This window comes from Cognatiyoonia sp., assembly GCF_965661665.1.
Taxonomy (GTDB): Bacteria; Pseudomonadota; Alphaproteobacteria; order Rhodobacterales; family Rhodobacteraceae; genus Cognatiyoonia.
Map to the genome: position 1 here is coordinate 62,351 of NZ_CBFIEO010000006.1, position 23,772 is coordinate 86,122.

Here is a 23,772-nt window from a genome sequence, read left to right on the forward strand (position 1 = left end):
TTATCAAAGAGACATTGTTCAACAGTCTGACCGCCATCGCGATTGTGCTGATTGTGGGTGGGGTGATCCTCTTGTTTATTGATCGGTTGAAGCTGACTGTCCGGCATGAGGATGCGATGCGGGTTCCTTTGAAAACGGCGTTCGCGATTGGCCTGTTTCAGTGTCTGGCATTGATGCCCGGCACGTCGCGCAGCGGGGCGACGATTGTGGGCGGAATGTTGATGGGGGTTAGCAAACGGGCGGCGGCAGAATTTTCGTTCTTCTTGACCATGCCGGTGATGTTTGGCGCCACGCTGATTGATCTGCTGAAGAATTGGGATGCGCTTAATTCATCCGCCCTTTGGTTGATCGCGGTTGGATTTTCCACGGCGTTTGTGACTGCGGTGATCGTTGTGCGCGCGGTTGTGGGCTTCATTTCGCAGAATGGCTACGCGCTCTTTGGCTGGTGGCGAATCGTGGCAGGCCTTGCAGCATTGGGGTATTTGCACTTATAAGTCAGCAATACTGACATAAAAATCGGTAAAATTTTGCTTTCTGTTTGTTGATAAATTGTATTTTTCATTAATAAGTCAGTATTACTGACTTTTCATCCCGAAGCCTTGCCGCTAGAAGGGGCGCTCACATCCAAAGCGGGGTCTGACTATGGCTGGTCAAAAAATGCTGAAGTTCACATCTGTTGGTCGCGACATGCCCGAAAAACGTGTGCCTGATCTACGCAAACAGGATTTCAACGAGATTTATGCCGAGTACGCCCGCGAAAAGGCAGCAGAGCAGGCCAGCCGCTGTTCGCAATGTGGCGTACCTTATTGCCAGTCGCATTGCCCGCTGCACAATAACATCCCCGACTGGCTGCGCCTGACCGCAGAGGGGCGTCTGCGCGAAGCCTATGAAGTCAGCCAAGCGACGAACACATTCCCAGAGATTTGTGGCCGTATCTGTCCGCAGGACCGCCTTTGCGAAGGCAACTGCGTGATCGAACAATCCGGCCACGGTACAGTCACCATCGGCTCCGTGGAGAAGTACATCACCGACACAGCGTTTGAGGAAGGCTGGGTTCAGCCCATCGCGCCTGGGGTTGAGCGTGCTGAAAGCGTTGGCATCATTGGCGCAGGTCCTGGCGGTTTGGCCGCAGCGGATCGTCTGCGTCGCCAAGGCGTCCAAGTCACGGTATATGATCGTTATGACCGCGGCGGCGGATTGCTGACCTACGGAATCCCGGGCTTCAAGCTGGAAAAAGACACTGTCATGCAGCGGATGCAGCAGTTGGAAGACGGAGGCGTGCAATTCGTTCTGAACTGTAACGTGGGCAAAGACCTGTCCTTTGACGCTATCCGTGGCAAGCATGATGCTGTTCTGATTTCCACTGGCGTCTACAAGTCCCGTGACCTGCCGGACGCGGATGCGGATGGGATCGTGCGCGCGATTGATTATCTGACCGCCAGCAACCGCAAGAGCTTTGGTGACGATGTGGAAGAGTTCGACAACGGCATGTTGAACGCTGAAGGCAAGCGTGTCGTCGTAATCGGTGGTGGCGACACCGCGATGGACTGCGTACGCACCGCGATCCGCCAAGGTGCGGAAAGTGTGAAGTGCTTGTATCGCCGCGACAAAGAGAACATGCCGGGCTCCCAGCGTGAGGTTGCCAACGCCGAAGAGGAAGGTGTCGAGTTCGTTTGGCTTACCGCCCCTGCTGGATTTGAAGGCGACCCTGTGACCGGTGTGACCGTCCAAAAGATGCGCTTGGGCCAACCAGACGCCACAGGCCGTCAGGCCCCAGAAGTCATCCCTGGTGCGGACTATGTTGAGGACGCGGACCTTGTGGTCAAAGCACTTGGGTTCGAGCCAGAAGACCTACCTGCGCTTTGGGGCGTCGAAGGTTTGGAAGTGACCCGCTGGGGTACGGTCAAAGCTGATTTCACCACCGGCCAGACAAGTCTCGACGGGGTGTTTGCGGCGGGTGATATCGTCCGCGGCGCGTCATTGGTTGTTTGGGCAATCAAAGATGGGCGCGACTGCGCAGACGCAATTATAGACTATTTAAGCAGCGCAAATGCGGTGGCTGCAGAATGAGTCGCAGAGCGTGCACAAAGCGTAAACCCAGCGTACATACGCATGTCATACAGCAATCTGCCGCTGGGGCAGTGATGCTGACCCTTTTGATGGCCATTGGCCTGACAGCGAAACCAGTCTTTGGTCAGTCCGCTGACACCTTCACACTGCCGTCTGGATGTTGGGCGTGGGTCACGGTTCAGGCCGCTGATTGCACTGTCGAGCATAACTTCGTCTGTGAAGGCGATCCTGACGGCCACAAGCAGCGGGTCATCCTTGATGAAGAAGGGATGGTCTATCTCGGCACGACGGACGACGAATCCCAGTGGCTCAACAGCTTTCACCCACGCTCCGCCCATTCTGAGCAACTGGAGCCGGAGCCGCGCGACCGTGCGTCTTTTACTGAGCTGTTGGAGAACGGTGTCGATACCTACGACTTCCGCACAATCTCCCCCGAGCTTGGCGTGACCCGCTTTGTGGGTCAGGACACGCTGACAGGCCGCACCGTTGTGATTGACGGGGTGGCGCTTGAAGAAACACAGTTCAACATCACCGCTTACAATCAAGATGGTGATGAGATTTGGTCGTCAGAAGGCAATGAATACATCCACCGCGACTGGCGGATTTTTCAAGCGGGGCCGAGCACGGTCACCTTGCCTGACGAGTCCTATCAAGAAGATGACAGCCCGGTGGAATATATGTTCCCCGGCGATCCCGGCTTTTTGTCGGTCAATCCAAAACATGGCTGCGGACTGACAATGTCCAACAGCCCCGTGACTGCCCTAGAGGAGTTTTTGAATGTCGATCTTTGATAACGCTTGGGTAGCTGCCGAACAGGCAAAACGCGACTGGATGGCTGAGAATAGCCTTTATCGCGATGAGGATGAGCATGCGTCCTGCGGTGTCGGTCTTGTGGTGTCCATTGATGGTACGCCGTCCCGTGCCGTGGTTGAAAATGGGATCGACGCGCTCAAGGCCGTTTGGCACCGTGGCGCGGTTGATGCCGATGGCAAAACAGGTGATGGCGCGGGTATCCACGTCCAAATTCCTGTGCCGTTCTTTTATGACCAAGTGCGCCGCACAGGGCATGAACCTGATGATGATAAGCTGATCGCGGTCGGTCAGATCTTCCTGCCGCGCATCGACTTTGGCGCGCAAGAGCAGAGTCGCACGATTGTGGAAACCGAAGTTCTCCGCATGGGGCACTACATCTACGGCTGGCGCCACGTGCCGGTTGAGAATGAGTGTCTTGGCGAAAAGGCCAATGCGACACGGCCAGAGATTGAGCAAATCCTGATCCGCTGTGAAAAGGATATGACCGAGGAAGAGTTTGAGCGTGAGCTTTACATCATTCGTCGCCGTATTGAGAAAGCGGCCGGTCGTGATCTTTATATTTGCTCTCTGTCTTGCCGGTCGATCATCTACAAAGGCATGATGCTGGCGGAGCAAGTGGCGATTTTCTATCCTGACCTGATGGACAAGCGCTTTGAAAGTGCGTTTGCGATTTACCACCAGCGCTATTCCACCAACACCTTCCCGCAGTGGTCGCTGGCGCAGCCTTTTCGCATGTTGGCCCACAATGGTGAAATCAACACGCTGAAAGGCAACGTCAACTGGATGCGCAGCCATGAAATCCGCATGGCATCTGGTGCATTTGGTGATGCGGCAGAAGATATCAAGCCGATCATTCCGGCTGGGGCGTCTGACTCGTCTGCTTTGGATTCCGTTTTCGAGGTGCTGGTCCGCGCAGGCCGCAGTGCGCCCATGGCAAAAACCATGATGGTGCCAGAGGCATGGTCCAAGCAAGGGTCTGACATGCCGCAGGCGTGGCATGACATGTACGGCTACTGCAACGCAGTGATGGAGCCGTGGGACGGTCCCGCTGCCTTGGCGATGACGGATGGTCGTTGGGTCTGCGGTGGTCTGGATCGGAACGGTCTGCGTCCGTTGCGCTACGTCGTGACAGGCGATGGCCTTTTGATCGCAGGGTCAGAGGTTGGCATGGTGCCGATTGACGAGGCGATTGCAGTTGAAAAGGGTGCCTTGGGTCCGGGTCAGCTGATCGCGGTTGATATGGAAGAGGGGAAGCTCTTCCACGATGAGGAACTCAAAGACAAGCTGGCCGCGTCGCAGCCGTTTGGTGAATGGGTGGGGCTGGTCACAGACCTAAACACGGTGCTGGATGATACGACAGAAGCAGCGGTATTCAGCGGTGTGGAACTGCGCAAGCGGCAGATCGCGGCGGGCTATTCCATGGAAGAGCTTGAACAGGTTCTGGCCCCAATGGCCGAGGACGGGAAAGAGATGATCGCGTCCATGGGCGACGACACGCCATCGGCCGTACTGTCCAAGACCTATCGCCCGCTAAGCCATTTCTTCCGCCAGAATTTCTCTCAGGTCACGAACCCGCCGATCGACAGCCTGCGCGAAAGCCGCGTGATGTCGCTGAAGACACGCTTTGGTAACTTGAAGAACGTGCTCGATGAAAGCAGCAGCCAGACGGAGATTCTGGTGCTCGACAGCCCGTTCGTGGGCAACGCCGAATTTGACGCGATGGTTGAGCAGTTCGGCGGCAGCGTTACTGTGATCGACTGTACTTTTGAAACCGGTGTAGGCGCGTTGAATGCTGGCTTGCAGCGGATCATGTCTGAGGCGGAAGATGCCGTACGGTCTGGCGCTGGGCATATTGTTCTGACCGATCAAGGTCAGTCTGAAATCCGGATCGCGATGCCAATGATCCTTGCGACCTCTGCGGTGCATTCTGGTCTGACGAAGAACGGTCTGCGAACCTTCTGTTCAATTAATGTACGGTCTGCGGAGTGTATTGATCCGCATTACTTTGCGGTTTTGATCGGCTGTGGTGCAACCACGGTGAACGCCTACCTCGCGCTCGATTCCATCGCAGATCGGGTGGAGCGTGGCTTGATAGATGGCACGCTCACCGATGCGATGCGTCGCTATCGGGCTGCCGTTGATGCGGGTCTGCTCAAGATCATGTCGAAGATGGGGATTTCGGTTCTGTCGTCCTATCGTGGAGGCCTGAACTTTGAAGCTGTCGGCCTGTCCCGCGCGATGGTGGCGGAATATTTCCCAGGCATGCAAAGCCGAATTTCCGGCATTGGTGTGAGCGGTATTCAGTCAAAGCTGGAAGACGTTCACGCACAAGGCTGGAAGAGTGGCACAGACATTCTGCCCATCGGCGGCTTTTACAAAGCGCGTCGATCTGGCGAAAAGCACGCTTGGGAAGCGCAGACCATGCATTTGATGCAAGCGGCCTGTAACAATGCGTCTTATGGGCTGTGGCAGCAGTATTCAAGAAAGATGCAAAACAACCCGCCGATCCACCTTCGGGACTTGTTGGCAATCAAACCCCTTGGCGTGCCTGTGCCGATTGAAGAGGTGGAAAGCATCACGTCGATCCGCAAGCGCTTCGTCACACCGGGCATGTCGCTGGGTGCATTGAGCCCTGAGGCGCATAAGACACTGAATGTCGCGATGAACCGCATTGGGGCGAAGTCTGATTCCGGCGAGGGTGGCGAAGATCCGGCGCACTTCCATCCAGAGCCAAACGGTGACAACCCATCTGCGAAGATCAAGCAGGTCGCCTCTGGCCGGTTTGGTGTGACCGCCGAATACCTCAACCAATGTGAAGAGCTTGAGATCAAAGTCGCCCAAGGTGCCAAGCCCGGTGAGGGCGGTCAGTTGCCCGGAATGAAGGTCACGGACCTCATTGCCCGCCTGCGTCATTCAACGAAAGGTGTAACGCTGATCTCACCACCGCCACACCACGATATCTATTCGATCGAGGATTTGGCGCAGCTCATCTACGATCTGAAGCAGATCAATCCGCGCTGTAAGGTGACGGTGAAGCTTGTTGCCTCCTCCGGCGTTGGCACAATTGCAGCTGGCGTGGCCAAGGCGAAAGCGGATGTGATCCTGATCTCCGGCCACAATGGTGGTACGGGTGCGTCCCCTGCGACGTCGATCAAATATGCGGGCCTGCCGTGGGAGATGGGACTGACAGAGGCGCATCAGGTTCTGGCAATGAACAACCTGCGGGAGCGTGTAACGCTTCGTACCGACGGTGGTTTGCGCACCGGTCGAGATATTGTCATGGCAGCGATGATGGGGGCCGAGGAATACGGCATCGGCACCGCTGCCCTGATTGCGATGGGCTGCATCATGGTGCGCCAGTGTCAATCGAACACATGCCCTGTTGGTGTCTGCACGCAAGACGAAAGCCTGCGGGCAAAGTTTGCTGGCAACGCCGACAAGGTTGTAAACCTCATCACCTTCTATGCCACCGAGGTACGTGAAATCCTTGCCGAACTCGGCGCGCGGTCGTTGGATGAGGTGATCGGCCGTGCTGATCTGTTGGCGCAGGTCAGCCGTGGCTCCGCCCATCTGGATGACCTCGACCTAAATCCGCTGCTTATCACGGTCGATGGTGCGTCCAAGATCAAATACGACCGTGACCGCCCACGCAACCCGGTGGATGACACTCTCGATGCGCAGATCGTCAAGGATGCGGAGCGCTTCCTGAAAGACGGCGAGAAGATGCAGTTGGATTATGCAGTGCAAAACACGCTGCGCACCATCGGCACACGTACGTCCAGCCATATCGTGCGCGAGCATGGGATGCGCAACGATCTCCAGCCCGATCACCTCACGGTCAAGCTGCGCGGGTCAGCCGGTCAGTCGCTTGGTGCCTTTGCGGTGCCGGGTCTGAAGCTGGAAGTGTCCGGTGATGCCAACGACTACGTCGGTAAGGGTTTGTCTGGCGGCATGATCGTTGTGCGCCCGCCAATGGCGAGCCCGCTTGTCGCGTCAGACAACACAATCATCGGCAACACCGTGCTTTACGGTGCGACGGATGGCTATCTCTTCGCGGCGGGTCGCGCGGGGGAGCGGTTCGCCGTTCGCAACTCAGGCGCGAAGGTTGTGATCGAAGGCTGCGGCACCAACGGCTGTGAATACATGACCGGCGGTGTGGCGGTGATCCTTGGCTCTATCGGGGCCAACTTTGGCGCAGGCATGACCGGCGGCATGGCGTATCTTTATGAACCAGAAGGCGCATCAGCTGAAATGGTGAATATGGAAACGCTCGTCATTTACCCAGTGACCGTAGATTACTGGATGGACCAGATGCGCGGCCTGATCGAGATGCATGCCAAGGAAACGGGTAGCCGCAAGGCCGGACGGATCCTACAGGATTGGGACATTGAAAAGCATAACTTCCTTCAGGTCTGCCCGAAGGAAATGCTGGCTCACATCCCGCATCCACTGAGCATTGAGGATGCAGCGATCCCTGCGGAATAATGTCGATGCTTGACCCCTTGATCGGTACGGCGGATTAAGGGGTCATGGCACGCAAGAAGACCTCAGCGAAGAAAACCAAGAAAAAACAGCCGCAACGCAGTCGCTTGAATGAAGCGATCCTGCGCGTGCGCCGTTGGTTTTGGCGGATCCTCTTTGGTGTGTTGGCGGTGGTCGTGCTGATCACTTTGGCCTACCGTTTCATCAACCCGCCCATCACACCTTATGCCTTTTCCGAAAGCCGCCGTTTGGGCGGGATCGAACATGAGTGGGTCGCGATGGAGGAGATTGCCCTCGTCATGGCTCGTTCTGCCGTCGCTGCAGAGGATGCAAATTTCTGTTTGCATTGGGGGCTGGATGTGACGGCGATTCAAGAGGCGCTGGATCAACGGGGATCACGCGGTGCGTCGACCATAAGTCAGCAAGTCGTCAAGAACGTTTACCTCTGGCATGGGCGGTCTTGGGTTCGCAAATCGATAGAAGCGATGTGGACCCCGCTGATGGAAGCGCTGTGGACCAAGCGCCGTATTCTAGAGGTGTATCTCAACGTTGCAGAGTTTGATGAAGGCGTATTTGGGGTTCAGGCCGCATCGCGACATTATTTTGGCGTGGACGCGGTGGATTTGTCCCCCACGCAAGCCGCGCGGTTGGCCGCACTCCTTCCATCGCCCAAAACGCGGTCTGCCTCCAACCCCTCTGCCGCAATTCGGCGACGTGCGGCCGCGATCGTAGATGGGGCGGCAACGATCCACTCAGATGGGCGGGTCGGCTGCTTTGAACGCTGATCCGAGGTTGAACCGCGCCCCGCTGAATGGCATTCAGGAGGCAACCACAGATCAGGTTTGCCGATGAATCGCCTTTTTCATTACCCGCTGTCCCCGTTTTCCCGCAAAGTGCGCCTGACCCTTGCGGAGAAGAAGATTGAGGTAGAGCTGGTGGAAGAACGGTACTGGGAAAAAGACGGCGATTTCCTGCTGCGCAATCCAGCAGGCAAGGTACCTGTCTTGCGAATGGGGTCGCGTACGATGTCCGACAGCACCGCGATTTGTGAGTATCTGGAGGAGGCACATCCAACACCCGCTCTCTTCCCACATGGGCCAGAGGCGCGGTACGAAGTGCGCCGTTTGGTCGGCTGGTTTGACGACAAGTTTTACCACGAAGTGACATCGAAGCTGTTGGGCGAACGGATGTTCCGCAAGGTGATGGGCACCGGCTATCCCGACAGCGCGAACGTGAAATCAGGGGCCAAGGCGATCAAGGCGCATCTGGATTACATGACGCAGCTCTTGGACCAGCGGCGGTGGCTGGCGGGCAATGACATGTCGATGGCTGATTTTGCTGCCGCGGCGCAGCTGTCCTGTCTTGATTACATTTCTGACGTGGATTGGAACCGGTCCGAGGTGGTCAAGGAATGGTACGCCAAGATCAAATCGCGCCCTGCGTTTCGGTCGCTTTTGGCCGATCAAGTGCCTGGCTTTCCGCAGCCGTCGCATTATGCTGATCTGGATTTCTAATCTGGCGCTCTGCCCCCGCAGCTGCGCCGCTCCCCCGGGATATTTTTGGCAAGAGAAAAGCCTTTGAAGGCGGCTTTGGTCGCGTACGCCCGTGAGGCTGGCTTTGCCAAAGTAGGTGTCTGTCGGCCGGATGCAGTGCCGCAAATTGCCGGGCGATTGCAGGCCTTCGTAGACGAAGGTCGACATGGTCAGATGGGCTGGATGGCGGAGCGGATGGCGTGGCGCGGTGATCCTGCAGCACTTTGGCCAAAGGCGCGATCGGTCATCATGCTGGCGGAACCCTATACCCCCGATCAAGACCCCATGGAGATTTTGGGCCATCCTGCAAAGGCTGCGATCAGTGTCTATGCGCAGGGCCGCGACTATCATGATGTGGTGAAAAAGCGCCTGAAAAACGTGGGGCGCTGGCTGATCGAGCAACGTCCGGGTGCGGAGATCAAGGTCTTTGTCGATACAGCACCTGTGATGGAGAAGCCCTTAGCGCAAGCAGCGGGGTTGGGCTGGCAAGGCAAGCACACTAACCTGTTGTCGCGCGATTTGGGGAATTGGTTTTTTCTAGGGGCGATCTTCACAACCGTCGAGTTGGAGCCGGATGCGCCGGAGGCAGAGCATTGTGGTTCGTGCCGCGCCTGTCTGGATATTTGTCCGACGGATGCGTTTCCGGCCCCGTTTCAATTGGATGCGCGTCGGTGCATTTCTTACCTGACGATCGAGCATAAGGGCCCCATTGATCAGGCGTTGCGCAAGGGTTTGGGCAACCGGATTTATGGCTGTGATGATTGTCTGGCCGTTTGTCCATGGAACAAGTTCGCTAAGGCGGGGCGCGATGCGAAACTGGTGGCGCGTGAGGACTTGCGCGCGCCGGATTTGCTGGAATTGGCCGCGCTTGATGATGCCGCGTTTCGGCGGTTTTTCTCCGGCAGTCCGATCAAACGGATCGGGCGGGATCGCTTTGTGCGCAATGTGGCCTATGCCTTGGGCAACTCAGGATTGGCGCAGGCGGGCCCCGTGTTGCAGCGGTTGATGGATGATCCGGACCCTGCCGTCGCCGAAGGTGCACGCTGGGCGTTGGAGCAATTGGAGGGCATGACATGAGATTTGCAACGGTGATCGCGGTGGCCCTGATGCCGCTCAGCACAATCGCGCAGGTGCAGCAAGGTGCGCCTAACGCGGACTTTGCGCCTGCCTTTGAAAACCAGACCCGCGCGCCCGCTTTGGCGGAGACGCCTTTGGACGTGACGGTTTTTGCCAAAGGTTTGCGGCGGCCTTGGGGGATTGCGCCTCTGCCCAGCGGACAGTTTCTGGTGACGGAGCGCGGCGGCGCGCTGCGTGTGTTGTCGGCGGATGGGTCGGTATCGGGGCCAATCTCTGGTATGCTAGATGTATTTGCCGATGGGCAGGGTGGGTTATTGGATGTGGCGATCTCCCCGCGGTTTTCGCAAGATCGGACGGTTTTCTGGACCTACTCCAAACCTGTGCGCGGGGGCGCGGTGACTGCGGCCGCGCGAGGGGCGCTCAGCAATGAAGGGCGGTTGACGGCGGTGCGCGATATCTTTGTGCAGTCAGACCCCAATCGGGGCGGGCAGCATTTTGGCAGCCGGATCATTCCAATGCGCGATGGTACCGTCTGGATCACCACCGGTGATCGGGGTGAAGGGGACAGTGGAACGATGCCGCAACAGTTGGACAGCATCGTTGGCAAGGTGATCCGCGTCACGGCTGACGGCGGTGTGCCGCAGGGTAACCGGTTTGTCGGGCAAGCGGGGGCGGAGGCGATCTGGTCCCTCGGTCATCGCAATATGCAGGGCGCTGCGATTGATGATCGTGGGCAGCTCTGGACGATCGAACATGGCCCGCGCGGTGGGGATGAGTTGAACCTGCCGCTGGCGGGGCGGAACTATGGCTGGCCGATTGTGTCATACGGCATCAATTACTCGGGCGATCCTTTGGGGTCGGGGGTTGCGGTGCTGTCGGGGACAGAGCAGCCGGTTTACTACTGGGACCCCGTGATCGCGCCTGCGGGACGTTGAGGTTTTGGCTGATGGGCGGGTTTTGCTGTTGGTGGACAGTGGGGAGATTCTGGCAATGAGGCCCGGGGGCTAGTTGAGGCTGGTTTTTAAGCAAGGCAGTGCACAGATCGAATTCAAGCTGAAGACGCCGGTCTAACACCTGCCCGACCCGGCGGGCTGGTGTTTTGGTCTCTGTTGATTTCCGAAATTCTATGGAGCGTGCTTTGCTGCCTTTCAGCTCCGTCGCATCTTTGTTGAGGCACCAGCCCACGGGCAGGGGTTAGACTGTCTGATGGTGTTATATTAGCTGAGGCTTGTGTATCTAACAAAAGCCGTCAGCCTCCTCCAAACCGCTAAGACCGCACCAACTTCTCATAGTCGTCCGCCACGTCCAGAACCATCTGGCCAACCTCGAAGTTGTAGTCGCCGATCTGGCCGACGGGGGTGACTTCGGCGGCGGTGCCGGTGAGCCAGCATTGCTGGAAGCTTTCCAGCTCTTCCGGCATGATGACCCGCTCGTGGACTTTGACCTGTTTGTCTTGCAGGCGGCTGATGACAGTTTGGCGGGTGAGGCCGTTGAGGAAGCAGTCGGCCTTGGGCGTGTGTACTTCACCGTCTTTGACAAAGAAGATGTTGGCGCCCGTGCATTCTGCAACATAGCCGCGCCAATCCATGAAGAGCGCGTCGGAGCAGCCTTTCGCTTCTGCCGCGTGTTTTGACGTGGTGCAGATCATATAAAGACCGGCAGCCTTGGCGTGCACAGGGATAGTTTCTGGCGACGGGCGTTTCCATTTGGCAATGTCGATCTTGGCGCCTTTGGTCTTGGCATCGCCATAGTAGTTGCCCCATTCCCACGCCGCGATGGCGAGGTGGACAGGGTTACGGGCGGAGGCGACACCCATGTCTTCGCCAGCGCCGCGCCAAGCAACCGCGCGCACATAGGCGTCGGTCAGGCCGTTGACTTGCAGAACCTCAGCTTTGGCGGCTTCAATCTCATCTACGGTGAAAGGAATCGCAAAATCCAACTCACCGGCAGAGAAGTGCAGACGTTCGGAGTGTTCGCGGCTCAAGAAGATCTTTCCGTTGTAGGCACGTTCGCCTTCAAACACGGAGGAGGCATAGTGCATCGCATGGCTCAACACATGCACGTTTGCCGATCTCCAATCGACCATTTGGCCGTCGAACCAAATCTTTCCATCGCGATCATCATATGCAGCCATCGGGCCTCTCCCATTCCATTTATTACTCATTTAGGTCCGAACCGGACATAAAATTACGCAAATCATCAGAATTGGTACCAATTCGATCTTGGAATGTCAACAACACTGACATATTCTTACGTCAATTATCGAAGAGACTTTCATGAACCAACCGACGGCCAAAACCTCCCCGCAAGCGTTGTTGTTTCTCACTGACGAGCAGTTGCGCATCGGTATCGAGGCGATGTTCTTTGCCTATCGGGGGTTTACCTCTGATCCGGACCGGATTTTGGCAGAGCAAGGCTATGGCCGTGCACATCACCGCGCCATTCATTTCATTCAGCGCAGCCCGGGGACGACAGTGAATAACCTGCTGACGATCTTGGGTGTGACAAAGCAATCGCTGAATCGTGTGTTGCGCACTTTGATCGAAGACGGTTTGGTGTCGAGCACTGTCGGGACGGTGGACCGGCGGGAGCGTCATTTGCATCTCACCGATGCAGGCGTGGCCTTGGAACGGCAGCTGTCGAATGCGCAGAGCGCGCGGATGCGCGATGCGTTCAGGCGGGCGGGGCCGGAAGCCGTTGCAGGATTTCGCACGGTGCTTGAGGCGATGATGGATGAGGATATTCGCGGCAGTTATGCGGCGCTGAGAGACAAAACAGAATGAATTCTGACGACGCACATTTGTTGATTGTGGATGATGATGAGCGCATTCGCAGGCTCTTACAAAAGTTTCTGATCCGCAGCGGGTTTTTGGTCAGCAGCGCACGGGATGCCGCCCATGCGCGGCGGATTTTGAGCGGTTTGGAGTTCGACCTCATCGTGCTCGATGTGATGATGCCGGGGGAGGATGGTCTGTCGCTCTGCCGTGATCTGCGCAGCAAGATGGAGACGCCGATCCTTTTGTTGACCGCAAAGGGGGAGACGGGCGACCGTATTCACGGTTTGGAGTCGGGGGCAGACGATTACCTCGCCAAGCCGTTTGAGCCGAAGGAGCTGTTGTTGCGGATCAATGCGATCCTGCGTCGCGTGCCGACGTCTGAACCAGCTGTCGTAGCACCCACTGTTCTGAACATGGGCGATATTCGCTATGACATTGCGCGGGGGGAGTTGTGGCAGGGCGATGATCTGGTCCGGCTCACTGCGACCGAAAGCCAGTTGATGCGCATCTTCTCCTCCGCCCCCGGGGAGGCGATGACACGCGCGCGCTTGGTTGAGGAGTTGGGCCGTTCCGGTGGGCAAACGCAGGAGCGGGCGGTCGACGTGCAGATCACCCGCCTCAGACGCAAGATCGAAGCAGACCCTAAGCAACCCCGCTATTTGCAGACCGTGCGCGGTGCGGGCTATATGCTCGCCCCTGATTGATCTGCCAAAAGGCGCGGCTACGCCGCACACCATTCATTTAGAGTGCCTTCGGCGAAGGTATTTTTTCGCGAAAGAGATTGTGTTTTGGCCTGCGTTCGGGCTTTGGTGAGGCATGTCTGTTTTACTAATCACCCATCCAGAGTGTTATGATCATGTGACCCCGCCGGGCCATCCTGAACAGGTGGCGCGGTTGGATGCTGTGTTGGGGTCTTTGAAGGACCTAGGCTTGCTGGAGGCGAAAGCACCGATGGTGGCGGAGGATGATCTTTTGCGGGTCCATACCGCCGCGCACATCAAGGCAATCCGCGATGCAGCGCCAGAGAGCGGCTGGCGGTCGCTTGATACGGACACTCACATGTCGGCCGGGACTTTGGCGGCTGCCTATCGTGCCGCCGGTGGCGTGATCCGCGCGGTGGATGCGGTCCTGGGTGGGGAGGCTGGCGCGGCCTTTGTGGCGATGCGGCCCCCGGGCCATCATGCCGAACAAGAGACCCCGATGGGGTTTTGCTTTTTTGGCAATGTCGCGCTTGGGGCGAAATATGCGCTCGACCATCATGGGTTAAAGCGCGTCGCGATTGTCGATTTTGATGTGCATCACGGGAACGGGACTCAAGCACTGGTCGAGGATGATCCTCGTATTCTGTTCTGTTCGTCGCATCAGTCCCCGCTTTGGCCAGGTAGCGGGGCGGCGCATGAGACGGGGCCACATGACACGATCCTGAATGTGCCCTTGCCGGGGGGTACGGCGTCGAAAGGGTTTCGCGATGCGATGGAGCGGTTTGTGTTGCCCCGTGTGGAGGCCTTCGCGCCAGAGCTCATCATGATTTCGGCTGGATTTGACGCCCACGCCGCCGATCCCTTAGCGGGGCTCAATCTAGTGGAGAGCGATTTTGCTTGGATCACGGGGCGCTTGTGTGATCTGGCGGAGAAAGACTGCGACGGGCGCGTGGTATCTGCGCTGGAAGGTGGCTATGATTTGGAAGCCTTGGGCGCGTCTACCCGAGCGCATGTGGAGATTCTGAAGGAGCGGAGCGGATGAGCGACACGAACGTGGATGAAATGAGTTTCGAAGATGCGATGCGCGAGCTTGAAGCGGTGGTGAGCCAGCTGGAGCGTGGCGATGTCGCCTTGGACCAGTCGATCGCGCTCTATGAGCGTGGCGCGGCTTTGAAAGCGCGCTGTGAGACGCAGTTGAAAGAAGCCGAGGAAAAGGTCGCCAAGATCACATTGGATGGTGAGGGGCAGCCAACCGGAACCGCCGCGCTTGATGGCTGACACGGCCCATCTTGAGACCCAGCTAGAGCGCGTGGGGCTGAGAGACGGCCGCACCCGTGTTGCCCGATTAGTGGAGGTGCGGGTCACAGCTTATACCGATGGGTTGCGCAACGGTTTGGGTGCGCCGATGAAACATGCGGTGGTGGGCGGCAAGATGCTGCGCGGGTTCTTTGTGTGTGAGACGGCGCGGCTGCACGGGATTGGTTATGGGCAGGCGGTCCCTGCTGCTGTGGCGATTGAATGCATCCACGCCTACAGCCTGGTGCATGACGATTTGCCCTGCATGGATGATGATGATCTGCGCCGTGGGTCACCGACCGTTCATGTGAAATGGGATGAGGCGACAGCGGTGCTGGTGGGCGATGCATTGCAGGCCTTTGCCTTTGAAGAAGTGGTGCGGTTTGACGGATCGGCGGAGGCGCGGCTGGCGTTAAGCCAATCCTTGGCGCAGGCCGCAGGTGCGGAAGGTATGGTGGGGGGGCAAGTGCTCGACATCGCGGCGGAAACGGCAGCGGTGCCATTGACGCTGGACCAGATCACGGAATTGCAGGCTGGTAAGACGGGGGCGTTGCTGACGTGGTCCTGTATGGCGGGCGCGCGGATGGCCGGGGCCGACGTGGCACCGTTTCAGACCTATGGCGATAAGATCGGCTTGGCCTTTCAGATCGCCGATGACGTTTTGGATGTTGTAGGGGATGCGGCAGAGGTGGGCAAGGCCACGCAGAAGGACGCGGATGCGGGCAAGGCCACGTTCGTATCGCTTCTTGGTTTGGCGGAGGCGAAGCGCCGTGCGCAGGCCCTTGTCGATGACGCCTGTGACGCTTTGGCGCCCTTTGGCGCGGATGCCAACACCTTGCGGGAGGCGGCGCAGTTTGTTGTAAGCCGCAGCAATTAAGAGGTTGTCCGCTGTGAACCGACCAGAGACCCGACATCTAGAGACAATTACCAGCCCTTCGGATTTGAAAGGGCTGACCGATACGCAATTGACGGAGCTTGCCAATGAGGTGCGGGCTGAAACGATTTCCATTGTGTCGGAAACAGGGGGCCACCTTGGGGCCGGGCTTGGGGTGGTGGAGCTGACCGTTGCACTTCATGCTGTGTTTGATGCGCCGGAGGACAAGATCATCTGGGATGTGTCCCACCAAAGCTATCCGCATAAGATCCTGACTGGACGCCGTGATCAGATGCGCAGCTTGCGCCAGAAGGACGGGATTAGCGGGTTTACGAAACGGGCGGAGTCCGTGTTTGACCCGTTTGGCGCTGCGCATTCCAGCACGTCGATTTCTGCTGCTTTGGGCTTTGCGATAGCGCGGAAGCTGGGCGGCGATGCGGGCGACGCGATTGCCGTCATAGGTGACGGCGCGATGAGCGCAGGGATGGCTTATGAAGCCTTCAATAATGCGGGCCATTTGAAGGAACGTCTGATCGTCATCCTCAACGACAACTCCATGTCGATTGCCCCGCCTGTGGGGGCAATGTCGGCCTATCTGGCAAAGTTGAGTGATGGCGAAACGGTTGACACGATCTTTGGTGCGCTAGGCTTTACCTACTACGGACCTGTGGACGGCCATGATCTGGGGCAGCTTCTGCCGCTCTTGCGCGACGTGAAAGCGGGCGCGGATGGGCCTGTCTTGATCCACGCGATCACTAGAAAGGGCAAAGGCTATCCACCGGCGGAGGCGGCGCAGGACAAGCTGCACGGTGTCGGGCAGTTTGATGTGCCAACGGGCAAGCAGCGGAAGGCTACGCCGAATGCGCCGAGCTATTCGTCGGTGTTTGCCGATGCGCTAATTGGGTTGGCGGAGGATGATGTCAAAATTTGTGCTGTGACCGCTGCGATGCCAGAGGGCACGGGCCTCGATCGGTTTATGGTGCGGTTTGCGGATCGGTGCTTTGATGTGGGGATTGCGGAACAGCACGCGGTGACATTCTCCGCCGCTTTGGCGGCAGGCGGTATGAAACCCTTTTGCGCAATCTATTCGACGTTCTTGCAGCGCGGGTTTGATCAGGTGGTGCATGATGTGGCGATCCAAGGATTGCCGGTGCGGTTTGCGATTGATCGTGCCGGGCTCGTTGGGGCCGATGGCGCGACTCATGCGGGCGCTTTTGACATCGCGTTTCTCTCTAACCTGCCTGGCATGGTGGTGATGGCCGCCGCAGATGAGGCGGAGTTGGTGCGCATGGTCGCAACAGCAGTGGCCCATGACGCTGGGCCGTCCGCCTTCCGGTTCCCCCGTGGTGAGGGGGTGGACGTAGAGATGCCAGAAATGGCTGAACCCTTGGAAATTGGCAAAGGCCGCATGATCCGAAAGGGGTCGCGGGTCGCGATCCTGTCGTTTGGCACGCGGTTGCAGGAGGTAGAAGCGGCTTGTGAGGCGCTGGCGGATCAGGGGATTATGCCGACCGTTGCCGACGCACGTTTCGCCAAGCCACTGGATCGGGACCTGATCCTTGCTCTCGCAGCGGACCACGAGGTGCTGATCACCGTGGAAGAAGGTGCTGTCGGTGGCTTCGGAAGCCACGTCGCGCAACTCCTGTCAGACGAAGGCGTGTTTGATACGGGTCTCAAGTTCCGCTCCATGGTCCTCCCCGACACCTTCATCGACCAAGCCAGCCCCCGAGACATGTACGCAGAGGCGGGGCTGACTGCGGCAGACATCGCTGCGAAAGTTTTGAAAGTCTTGGGCGCTACTTCTTGGTAAACACAGCGATGCGCCGGCACTTCATCGGTGACTTACGGATATCGACGTTGAAGTCGCCATACTCCGACATAAGGCGGATGAGTGCTGCGTCCGAGAAGACAAAGGTCTGATCGAACTTGGAGGTGCTTACGCCAATCAAAGCGTATCGGTTCAAGTCCGACGGGATGCGCTCCAGCCGAAGAAATTTTCGACCATAGAGCTTGGGATATTCAATGATGACCCGCTTCTTTGCCAACTGTGTTGAGCGTTCCAAGAAGCCGCGAATATCGGGCACGTGGTGCAAGACATTCAGCGCCAGCACATCGTCATGGGTGTCGATGTCGTCGCGTTCCAGAAAATTTCCGTATATGAACTCAGCCTTACTGTTCAGCAATTCGCCAAACTTCCGCGCAGTACTGAGCCGCCCTTCGCGGATGTCGATGCCAGTCATTTTTGCAGCGCCAAAACGTTCATACCAAAACAGCATGCCCCCTTCGCCCATCCGATATCGAGGACGGATGGTCCCTCCAAGGACTGGTCCCGAAAGATGTCAGAGCTCTGCCGTCGTGTGCCTTTGGTGTGCGCATAGTTGCCAGAGCTCTGCGAACCACGTGGCAAAAGAACGGACTGATACTCCGCCTCTGGCAGCGCGCAGGCCGCATCAATTTCCTCCTCCGACGGGATTGGAACGTATGTACCACGCAACGCCGCATAAACATAGCAACGGTCTGTTTTTGGCATCTCATCGGACGGATTGTCGTCGGAGTTGTATAGGATTTGGTAGGGTACCTTATAGCGTTCCAGCGCATCGAACAGTCGCTGATACATCGCGAAGAGGTTGACACTATCAAGCACCGTCGCCCAGAATTCCGACTTGTAGTTACCAGTCTGACTTAGCTCCTTCTCAGAGTCTGTTCATATGCTCGCACGGGACTTCAGCTGCGCAATTGATGCGATGATAACGATGGCCTGTTCAACCTGCCCTGACTTCAAACAGCGGGCCAACAATGTGTCGTCTAGAACATCCCACTCATTCAACGACTCCTTGCGATTTCGGCGGGCGCCGGCGAGGAACAGTAAGTTGTACTGTAGCAATGTCCCCTTTTCGGGAATGTTGCTTTTTCCAAGGAGCCAGTTTTTGGCGAATTGGAAGGCGGAACCCACCTCTCCATCATGGTTGCGGTCGATCCAAGTGGATTTGCCTGAGTTCGTCGGGTCGATGACTAACGTCACTAGATGACCAACCAGTAATTAAGGATGTCGTTCATGTTCCTTTAATAGGTGCAAGGTCTTGTCACGCGGTAACGGCACAAGGTTACTCTTGATCATCCAAACGCTTCTCAATCGCCTCCAGCTTCGCCAAAACCTCATCGCGGTAGGCGTCTGTGGCGGCGTTGTCCTCTTCGTGGTGGGCGTCTTGCATAGAGTTGACGATGAGACCGACGAGGAGGTTCACTACTGCGAAGGTCGTGACCATGATGAAGGGGACAAAAAAGGCCCAGGCGTAGGGGTAGACTTCCATCACGGGGCGGACGATGCCCATCGACCAGCTTTCCAGCGTCATGATCTGGAACAGCGAATAGGCAGAGCGGCCTAGGTCGCCGAACCAGTCCGGGAAATTTGCGCCGAAGAGCTTGGTCGCGATGACAGCACCGATATAGAAGATGATGCCCATCAGCATAAAGACGGACCCCATGCCGGGGAGGGCGGTGATGAAGCCTTCAACGACGCGGCGTAGGGACGGGGCCGCCGACATCACGCGCAGCACCCGCAGGATACGCAGTGCGCGGAGGACAGCAAAGCCTTCGCTCGTTGGAGCCAGCGCGATCCCGATGATCAGGAAATCAAAGATGTTCCAGCCATCGTGGAAAAATCTCAGCCGGTGCGCGTAGAGTTTGAGCGCAATCTCCACCACGAAGATCGTGAGGCAGATGGAGTCCAGTACTGTCAACAGGCCACCAATCCGCGACGTGATTGCGGGGGAGGTTTCCATCCCCAGAATGATCGCGTTGAAGATGATGACGCCGATGATGAAATTGCGCACTGCAGCGCGCGCCATAAACTCTTCAATGCGTGATTGCACGAGGGGCTCCTTCGGGTGACTGCTATGGGTGTCATATGCGAAGAGACGGACATCAAAGCAAGCGTTGATGTTAGTTAATGTTAGACGGACGGGGGTCTTCGGGCTAGCTTCCGCTCAAGGGATGAGGGAGCGAGGCAGAATGAGTTTAATCTTGTATAGATTTACCGCTGGATCGTGTTCCGGCTGGCGGCGGGCTATTGCCTGCGGACGATTATCTTTTCGGACTTTTCAAACTTTGGCGGCCCATTTCGGTTCCTGACCATTTGAGCGCTGTTCCTGTCGTTCTTCTGCGCCAGCCGAATGATGGCCTCGATGGAGGGGCGAAGCAGTCATAGGTCAGACGGGCTTGTCTCCGCCACGACGGTGATCAACGCGATGGTTGTTTTCCTTTATTGGCGACCGTTCTTGGACGATCCCAAATCTGTCACACGTGACGGCCAGATCGGGGAGCTTTATCTGGAGATTTGCCTGCACGGTGTCGGACCGCTTTTGCAGTGGATCGATGCGCTTTCTATCCATCGGTCTTATTGCAATCTGGTTTTGGCGGCGGCATGGCTTGTCGGACCGATCGCGCTCTACCTCACGTGGGGGGAGACGCTGGTGCAATGGAATAGCGGCTCACCCGTGGGCAGTGTCACCACTGGCATCCCCTATCCGTTCCTCAACAACATGGAACTGCCGGAGCGTTTGACGTTCTACGGTGTGAACATCGTGACGGCCTTGGTGTTGCTGTTGGTTTTCGCCGCGCTTGCGTGGCTGATTAAGCGCTTTCTTCCAGCGCCAGCAATGCCTTAAGCCCACTCCGATAGTCAGGGTATTTCAACACAACACCTAGCTCGTCTTTGATCTTGTCGTTCCGCACCTTTTTGCTTTCGGCGTAAAAGCTCTGGGCCATTGGTGTCATCTCTGCCGTTTCGAAATCCACCGCTTCGGGGAGGGGTAGGCCCAAAAGCTCTGCCGCGTATCCGATAACCTCTTGCGGTGGGGCAGGATCATCGTCGCAGAGGTTATACGCCGCACCCGGGTTCGGTTTGGCGATAGAGGCGGCGAGCACTTGCGCGATGTCATCGACATGGATGCGGCTAAAGACCTGTCCCTTCTTGATGATACGGCGGGCTGTGCCGGCGCGAACTTTGGAAAATGGCCCACGGCCTGGCCCATAGATCCCAGCCAGTCGGAAGATGTGTAGTGGCAGGTCAGGGATAGCGGCCCACTCTGCCTCTGCTTTCACCCGCGCAATGCCGCGTTTGGTGGCTGGCGTCAGGGGTGTGTCTTCATCCACCCAACCGCCGTTGTGATCACCGTAGACCCCAGTGGTCGACAGATAGCCCACCCATTCGAATTGCTTGGCGCGCTTCGTGATTTCGTCGCGTAGCTCTGCCAGAACGGGATCGCCCGCCTCTGTCGGAGCGGTTGAAATCAGAAGATGCGTCGCGGCATTAAGCGCAGGTGTCATATCGGCCCCGGGCCACACGCGCGGCTTCACCCCCGCCTGCATCAAACGGGGTAATTTTTCTTCTGACCGTGAGGTGCCGATGATCCGCCAGCCTTGCGGTTCCAATATCTTTGCCAATGCGGCGGCAGAGTAACCATGACCGAACGAAAGCAGTGTCTTTTCCATGCGCAACTTGGTGCCTGAGTGCTTGCCAAGGTGCAAGGGCGTGATACCGTCACCGTATGATCGACACACCTGACGTCAATTCTGCCTATCGGCTGTCCTCAAAGGAGGAGATCGAAGCGCTCTATTAGGAGTGGGCGACGAGCTATGACACGGCCTTTGGGCACGCGCAGGGCTATCAATCCCCGCGTGAGGTGGCGCTGGGCTTTGTGGCGTTGGGCGGTGCGGGTCCGGTGCTTGACGTGGGCGCAGGGACCGGGTTGGTGGCGGAGTTTTTGACCCGCGTTGTGATCGGCCCAATTGATGCGATTGATCTGTCGGCAGGAATGCTCGACGTTGCGCGCGACAAGTGCGTGTGCCGCGATCTGGTCGTGGCGGATGTGACGCAACCTTTGGACGCACCACTTGATCGTTACAATGGCGTCGTCAGTGCTGGCACTTTCACCTTGGGCCATGTTGGACCAGAGGGGTTGCAGCCATTGCTTGATGTGGCGGCGAAAGGGGCTGTCTTCGCGCTTTCTATTCAAAAGGCGCATTTTGAGACAGCGGGCTTTGAAGGCGCTCTGGATGCCTTGTCAGATCAGATCACGGACCTGAAACTGTGGGAATTTCGCATTTACGATGATCGCGCGGACGATGATCACCGCGATGATATCGCGTTCTTGCTGTCGTTCCGCAAAGTCTAAGGCTAATGCGCGTAATCTGAGCCTTCGGCGTCCAAGATGGCGCGCAGTTCGGCCAGATGCCGCTCGTCTTGGTCAGGATAGTCGTCCAATTCCTTAGCGGTCTTTTCGGCGATATCATCAGGGATCAAGCGCAGGGGTTGGCCGGTTTGCAAGGCACGGATGTAGGTCTCGCACGCGCGCTCGAAATAATAGAGCCTGTTGAACGTCTCCGCGATGGTTTTACCGATGATCAGGATGCCATGGTTGCCCATGATCATCACTCGCTTTTTGGGGTCGGCGAAGAGTGTGGCGCAGCGTTCGCCTTCTTCCTCAAACGCCAATCCACCGTAGTCGTCATCGATTACATAGCGGTTAAAAAAGGTGCAGCAATTTTGGTCGATCGGCGGCAGGCGGCTGTCTTTAAGGCTCGCCAGAACAGTGGCAAAGATTGAATGGACATGCATCGCGCAACGGGCATGCGGGACGAGCCGGTGCACCCCACCGTGCAGACCCCAAGCGGTGGGGTCAGGGGCGTCTGGTCCTTGTAGGGCGTCAGGATCATTGGCATCGACGGTGATCAGATCACTGGCTTTGATGCGGGCGAAATGCATCTGGTTGGGGTTCATCAAGAACCGCGTGCCGTCGTCGTTGATGGCAAAGCTGAAGTGATTGGCGACGCTTTCGTGGAGGTTCATCCGCGCGGTCCACCGAAAGGCGGCGGCAAGGTCTGCGCGTTCTTCCAGATGGGTCAAATTGTGCCGTGCCATGTTCATGTCAGGTCTCCAGTTTGTTTGCCCTCAGTCTGTGCTCTGATTGCGGCATCGTCTATCGCGTTTTGTCTAAGTGTTTCATTTTCTTGATGCTCCATTTGAGTTTGATGATCGCGATTGGGCGGTCTATGGATTTTGCAAGTGAGGGAGAGTGTCATGAGCACACCGATTTGTCTGGTTGGGATTGGTAAAATCGCCAAGGATCAGCATGTGCCAGCGTTGCAGGCCAGTGCCGATTGGACCTTGGCCGCGACGGTCAGTCGCGCCAGAACTGTGGATGGCGTGCCGTCCTACACCGACTTTGATGCGATGTTGGCGGAGCGGCCGGAGATCAAGGTGATCTCCCTCTGTTTGCCGCCAGTGCCGCGGTTTGAGTATGCGCGAAAAGCGCTGGCAGCGGGCCGTCATGTGATGCTGGAAAAGCCGCCTGGTGCGACTTTAGCAGAAGTTCAGACCTTGGAGCGGTTGGCCGAAGAGGCGGGTGTGACGCTGTTTGCGACGTGGCACAGCCGGATGGCCTGCGGTGTGGAAGATGCACGGTCTTGGCTGTCAAAGAAGACGGTCACGTCAGCCCACATCACGTGGAAAGAGGACGTGCGCCGCTGGCATCCCGGTCAGGATTGGGTGTTTGAACCGGGCGGGATGGGCGTGTTTGACCCAGGTATCAATGCATTGTCCATTTTGACGGAAATTTTACCCGATCCCGTGTTCATCCGCTCCGCCAAGTTGATGTTCCCTGCGAACCGACAAACCCCGATCGCCGCCAACCTCACGTTCAGCGACAATGTCACGGCGGAGTTTGATTGGCGTCAGGAAGGGCCGCAGACGTGGCAGATCAAGGTCACGACGGAGGAGGGGGAGATCATTCTTGACGATGGCGGCAGCACACTCACCATCGCCGGGGAGGCGATCGAAGTCGGCCCGAACCGCGAATATCCCGCGCTCTATGACCGGATGGCGAGCTTGGCGGCCTCGCAAACCAGCGATGTCGACCTCTCCCCCATGATCCATGTGTCGGATGCCTTCACCCTTGGCCATCGCACGACGGTTGAAGCATTTGAGTTCTAGCCATTTTCCGCATTGGCGGTTTGGTAGTCCGCGATGAATTTCTTCGCCACATCGCGAAGCGCCGCACCTGCAAGGTAGTTGGTGTTGGTGAAGTTCTGATTGATGCTCCCGCTCCACGTGGTGAGCTCCAGCTTGATCGACGGATCACGCACCAGCA

25 protein-coding genes are annotated in these 23,772 nt (G+C 57.5%); 17 read left to right on the forward strand and 8 right to left on the reverse strand.

Going from position 1 to position 23,772, the window contains the following annotated elements:
• From ACTF5F_RS05410 to ACTF5F_RS05445, 8 genes are all read left to right on the forward strand, one after another.
• On the forward strand, window positions 1–494 hold a 494-nt coding region (locus ACTF5F_RS05410; RefSeq protein WP_438955857.1), incomplete at its 5' end, for an undecaprenyl-diphosphate phosphatase.
• 148 nt (window positions 495–642) lie between these two features.
• Window positions 643–2,070, forward strand: a complete 1,428-nt coding sequence (locus ACTF5F_RS05415; RefSeq protein ID WP_438955858.1) for an NAD(P)-dependent oxidoreductase — start codon at window positions 643–645, stop codon at window positions 2,068–2,070.
• 74 nt (window positions 2,071–2,144) lie between these two features.
• Complete coding sequence (locus tag ACTF5F_RS05420) at window positions 2,145–2,861, forward strand: hypothetical protein (RefSeq protein WP_438955859.1); 717 nt, start codon at window positions 2,145–2,147, stop codon at window positions 2,859–2,861.
• Window positions 2,848–7,368, forward strand: coding sequence for a glutamate synthase large subunit (gltB, locus tag ACTF5F_RS05425; RefSeq protein WP_438955860.1), 4,521 nt, complete (start codon window positions 2,848–2,850; stop codon window positions 7,366–7,368). Before ACTF5F_RS05420 ends, gltB begins: the two co-directional genes overlap by 14 nt.
• Before the next feature lie 44 nt (window positions 7,369–7,412).
• Window positions 7,413–8,150 carry a monofunctional biosynthetic peptidoglycan transglycosylase gene (mtgA, locus tag ACTF5F_RS05430; protein WP_438955861.1) on the forward strand — a complete coding sequence of 246 codons (738 nt, stop codon included), beginning with the start codon at window positions 7,413–7,415 and terminating at the stop codon, window positions 8,148–8,150.
• A 63-nt stretch (window positions 8,151–8,213) separates the two neighbouring features.
• Window positions 8,214–8,879, forward strand: a complete 666-nt coding sequence (fzlA, locus tag ACTF5F_RS05435; RefSeq protein ID WP_438955862.1) for an FtsZ-binding protein FzlA — start codon at window positions 8,214–8,216, stop codon at window positions 8,877–8,879.
• 63 nt (window positions 8,880–8,942) lie between these two features.
• Entirely contained in the window at window positions 8,943–9,974 is a 1,032-nt protein-coding gene (queG, locus tag ACTF5F_RS05440) for a tRNA epoxyqueuosine(34) reductase QueG (protein ID WP_438955863.1), read from the forward strand.
• Window positions 9,971–10,909 carry a PQQ-dependent sugar dehydrogenase gene (locus tag ACTF5F_RS05445; RefSeq protein WP_438955864.1) on the forward strand — a complete coding sequence of 313 codons (939 nt, stop codon included), beginning with the start codon at window positions 9,971–9,973 and terminating at the stop codon, window positions 10,907–10,909. The genes queG and ACTF5F_RS05445 overlap by 4 nt, the downstream gene beginning before the upstream one ends.
• A 332-nt stretch (window positions 10,910–11,241) precedes the next feature.
• On the opposite strand, the gene ACTF5F_RS05450 is transcribed toward ACTF5F_RS05445, so the two are convergent.
• Window positions 11,242–12,108 (reverse strand): branched-chain amino acid aminotransferase, encoded by an 867-nt coding sequence (locus ACTF5F_RS05450; RefSeq protein WP_438955865.1) that lies wholly within the window; start codon window positions 12,106–12,108, stop codon window positions 11,242–11,244.
• Window positions 12,109–12,250: 142 nt separating this feature from the next.
• Between ACTF5F_RS05450 and ACTF5F_RS05455 the strand changes: the two genes are divergently transcribed.
• The 6 genes from ACTF5F_RS05455 to dxs all read left to right on the forward strand — a co-directional run bounded on the left by ACTF5F_RS05455 (window position 12,251) and on the right by dxs (window position 17,432).
• Window positions 12,251–12,757, forward strand: coding sequence for a MarR family winged helix-turn-helix transcriptional regulator (locus ACTF5F_RS05455; RefSeq protein ID WP_438955866.1), 507 nt, complete (start codon window positions 12,251–12,253; stop codon window positions 12,755–12,757).
• Window positions 12,754–13,455 carry a response regulator gene (locus ACTF5F_RS05460; protein WP_438955867.1) on the forward strand — a complete coding sequence of 234 codons (702 nt, stop codon included), beginning with the start codon at window positions 12,754–12,756 and terminating at the stop codon, window positions 13,453–13,455. The genes ACTF5F_RS05455 and ACTF5F_RS05460 overlap by 4 nt, the downstream gene beginning before the upstream one ends.
• A 112-nt stretch (window positions 13,456–13,567) precedes the next feature.
• Window positions 13,568–14,494: a histone deacetylase family protein gene (locus tag ACTF5F_RS05465; protein ID WP_438955868.1), complete on the forward strand. Its 927-nt coding sequence runs from the start codon at window positions 13,568–13,570 to the stop codon at window positions 14,492–14,494.
• Window positions 14,491–14,730: an exodeoxyribonuclease VII small subunit gene (locus tag ACTF5F_RS05470; RefSeq protein WP_438955869.1), complete on the forward strand. Its 240-nt coding sequence runs from the start codon at window positions 14,491–14,493 to the stop codon at window positions 14,728–14,730. The genes ACTF5F_RS05465 and ACTF5F_RS05470 overlap by 4 nt, the downstream gene beginning before the upstream one ends.
• Window positions 14,723–15,625: a polyprenyl synthetase family protein gene (locus ACTF5F_RS05475; RefSeq protein WP_438955870.1), complete on the forward strand. Its 903-nt coding sequence runs from the start codon at window positions 14,723–14,725 to the stop codon at window positions 15,623–15,625. The genes ACTF5F_RS05470 and ACTF5F_RS05475 overlap by 8 nt, the downstream gene beginning before the upstream one ends.
• A gap of 4 nt (window positions 15,626–15,629) precedes the next feature.
• Window positions 15,630–17,432 carry a 1-deoxy-D-xylulose-5-phosphate synthase gene (gene dxs, locus ACTF5F_RS05480; RefSeq protein ID WP_438955871.1) on the forward strand — a complete coding sequence of 601 codons (1,803 nt, stop codon included), beginning with the start codon at window positions 15,630–15,632 and terminating at the stop codon, window positions 17,430–17,432.
• Here the strand turns inward: dxs and ACTF5F_RS05485 are convergent.
• The 4 genes from ACTF5F_RS05485 to ACTF5F_RS05500 all read right to left on the reverse strand — a co-directional run bounded on the left by ACTF5F_RS05485 (window position 17,419) and on the right by ACTF5F_RS05500 (window position 19,470).
• Window positions 17,419–17,862: a hypothetical protein gene (locus ACTF5F_RS05485; protein WP_438955872.1), complete on the reverse strand. Its 444-nt coding sequence runs from the start codon at window positions 17,860–17,862 to the stop codon at window positions 17,419–17,421. The two genes, dxs and ACTF5F_RS05485, sit on opposite strands and share 14 nt — an antisense overlap.
• Window positions 17,859–18,266 carry a hypothetical protein gene (locus ACTF5F_RS05490; RefSeq protein WP_438955873.1) on the reverse strand — a complete coding sequence of 136 codons (408 nt, stop codon included), beginning with the start codon at window positions 18,264–18,266 and terminating at the stop codon, window positions 17,859–17,861. Before ACTF5F_RS05490 ends, ACTF5F_RS05485 begins: the two co-directional genes overlap by 4 nt.
• A gap of 60 nt (window positions 18,267–18,326) precedes the next feature.
• Complete coding sequence (locus tag ACTF5F_RS05495) at window positions 18,327–18,644, reverse strand: hypothetical protein (RefSeq protein ID WP_438955874.1); 318 nt, start codon at window positions 18,642–18,644, stop codon at window positions 18,327–18,329.
• Window positions 18,645–18,726: 82 nt separating this feature from the next.
• The gene (locus ACTF5F_RS05500; protein ID WP_438955942.1) at window positions 18,727–19,470 is read right to left on the reverse strand and encodes an ion transporter; all 744 of its coding nucleotides are present in this window, start codon (window positions 19,468–19,470) and stop codon (window positions 18,727–18,729) included.
• 336 nt (window positions 19,471–19,806) lie between these two features.
• On the opposite strand from ACTF5F_RS05500, the gene ACTF5F_RS05505 reads away from it, so the two are divergent.
• The gene (locus tag ACTF5F_RS05505; protein ID WP_438955875.1) at window positions 19,807–20,289 is read left to right on the forward strand and encodes a hypothetical protein; all 483 of its coding nucleotides are present in this window, start codon (window positions 19,807–19,809) and stop codon (window positions 20,287–20,289) included.
• Here ACTF5F_RS05505 and ACTF5F_RS05510 read toward each other — a convergent pair.
• Entirely contained in the window at window positions 20,255–21,115 is an 861-nt protein-coding gene (locus tag ACTF5F_RS05510) for an SDR family oxidoreductase (RefSeq protein ID WP_438955876.1), read from the reverse strand. The two genes, ACTF5F_RS05505 and ACTF5F_RS05510, sit on opposite strands and share 35 nt — an antisense overlap.
• A 191-nt stretch (window positions 21,116–21,306) precedes the next feature.
• Between ACTF5F_RS05510 and ACTF5F_RS05515 the strand changes: the two genes are divergently transcribed.
• Entirely contained in the window at window positions 21,307–21,798 is a 492-nt protein-coding gene (locus tag ACTF5F_RS05515) for a class I SAM-dependent DNA methyltransferase (RefSeq protein ID WP_438955877.1), read from the forward strand.
• A gap of 2 nt (window positions 21,799–21,800) precedes the next feature.
• Here ACTF5F_RS05515 and ACTF5F_RS05520 read toward each other — a convergent pair whose 3' ends face one another.
• Entirely contained in the window at window positions 21,801–22,550 is a 750-nt protein-coding gene (locus tag ACTF5F_RS05520) for a class II aldolase and adducin N-terminal domain-containing protein (protein WP_438955878.1), read from the reverse strand.
• 153 nt (window positions 22,551–22,703) lie between these two features.
• Here ACTF5F_RS05520 and ACTF5F_RS05525 point away from each other — a divergent pair, with 153 nt between their 5' ends.
• Complete coding sequence (locus ACTF5F_RS05525) at window positions 22,704–23,615, forward strand: Gfo/Idh/MocA family protein (protein ID WP_438955879.1); 912 nt, start codon at window positions 22,704–22,706, stop codon at window positions 23,613–23,615.
• Here the strand turns inward: ACTF5F_RS05525 and ACTF5F_RS05530 are convergent.
• Window positions 23,612–23,767, reverse strand: a complete 156-nt coding sequence (locus ACTF5F_RS05530; RefSeq protein ID WP_438955880.1) for a hypothetical protein — start codon at window positions 23,765–23,767, stop codon at window positions 23,612–23,614. The two genes, ACTF5F_RS05525 and ACTF5F_RS05530, sit on opposite strands and share 4 nt — an antisense overlap.
• Between the last annotated feature and the right edge of the window lie 5 nt (window positions 23,768–23,772).

Coding starts and splice junctions, on each gene's coding strand:
- ACTF5F_RS05415 (WP_438955858.1), top strand. CDS start 643: ATGGCTGGTCAAAAAATGCTGAAGTTCACATCTGTTGGTCGCGACATG.
- ACTF5F_RS05420 (WP_438955859.1), top strand. CDS start 2,145: ATGCTGACCCTTTTGATGGCCATTGGCCTGACAGCGAAACCAGTCTTT.
- gltB (WP_438955860.1), top strand. CDS start 2,848: ATGTCGATCTTTGATAACGCTTGGGTAGCTGCCGAACAGGCAAAACGC.
- mtgA (WP_438955861.1), top strand. CDS start 7,413: ATGGCACGCAAGAAGACCTCAGCGAAGAAAACCAAGAAAAAACAGCCG.
- fzlA (WP_438955862.1), top strand. CDS start 8,214: ATGAATCGCCTTTTTCATTACCCGCTGTCCCCGTTTTCCCGCAAAGTG.
- ACTF5F_RS05445 (WP_438955864.1), top strand. CDS start 9,971: ATGAGATTTGCAACGGTGATCGCGGTGGCCCTGATGCCGCTCAGCACA.
- ACTF5F_RS05450 (WP_438955865.1), bottom strand. CDS start 12,108: ATGGCTGCATATGATGATCGCGATGGAAAGATTTGGTTCGACGGCCAA.
- ACTF5F_RS05455 (WP_438955866.1), top strand. CDS start 12,251: ATGAACCAACCGACGGCCAAAACCTCCCCGCAAGCGTTGTTGTTTCTC.
- ACTF5F_RS05460 (WP_438955867.1), top strand. CDS start 12,754: ATGAATTCTGACGACGCACATTTGTTGATTGTGGATGATGATGAGCGC.
- ACTF5F_RS05465 (WP_438955868.1), top strand. CDS start 13,568: ATGTCTGTTTTACTAATCACCCATCCAGAGTGTTATGATCATGTGACC.
- ACTF5F_RS05470 (WP_438955869.1), top strand. CDS start 14,491: ATGAGCGACACGAACGTGGATGAAATGAGTTTCGAAGATGCGATGCGC.
- ACTF5F_RS05475 (WP_438955870.1), top strand. CDS start 14,723: ATGGCTGACACGGCCCATCTTGAGACCCAGCTAGAGCGCGTGGGGCTG.
- ACTF5F_RS05485 (WP_438955872.1), bottom strand. CDS start 17,862: ATGACTGGCATCGACATCCGCGAAGGGCGGCTCAGTACTGCGCGGAAG.
- ACTF5F_RS05500 (WP_438955942.1), bottom strand. CDS start 19,470: ATGGCGCGCGCTGCAGTGCGCAATTTCATCATCGGCGTCATCATCTTC.
- ACTF5F_RS05505 (WP_438955875.1), top strand. CDS start 19,807: ATGGAGGGGCGAAGCAGTCATAGGTCAGACGGGCTTGTCTCCGCCACG.
- ACTF5F_RS05510 (WP_438955876.1), bottom strand. CDS start 21,115: ATGGAAAAGACACTGCTTTCGTTCGGTCATGGTTACTCTGCCGCCGCA.
- ACTF5F_RS05520 (WP_438955878.1), bottom strand. CDS start 22,550: ATGAACATGGCACGGCACAATTTGACCCATCTGGAAGAACGCGCAGAC.
- ACTF5F_RS05525 (WP_438955879.1), top strand. CDS start 22,704: ATGAGCACACCGATTTGTCTGGTTGGGATTGGTAAAATCGCCAAGGAT.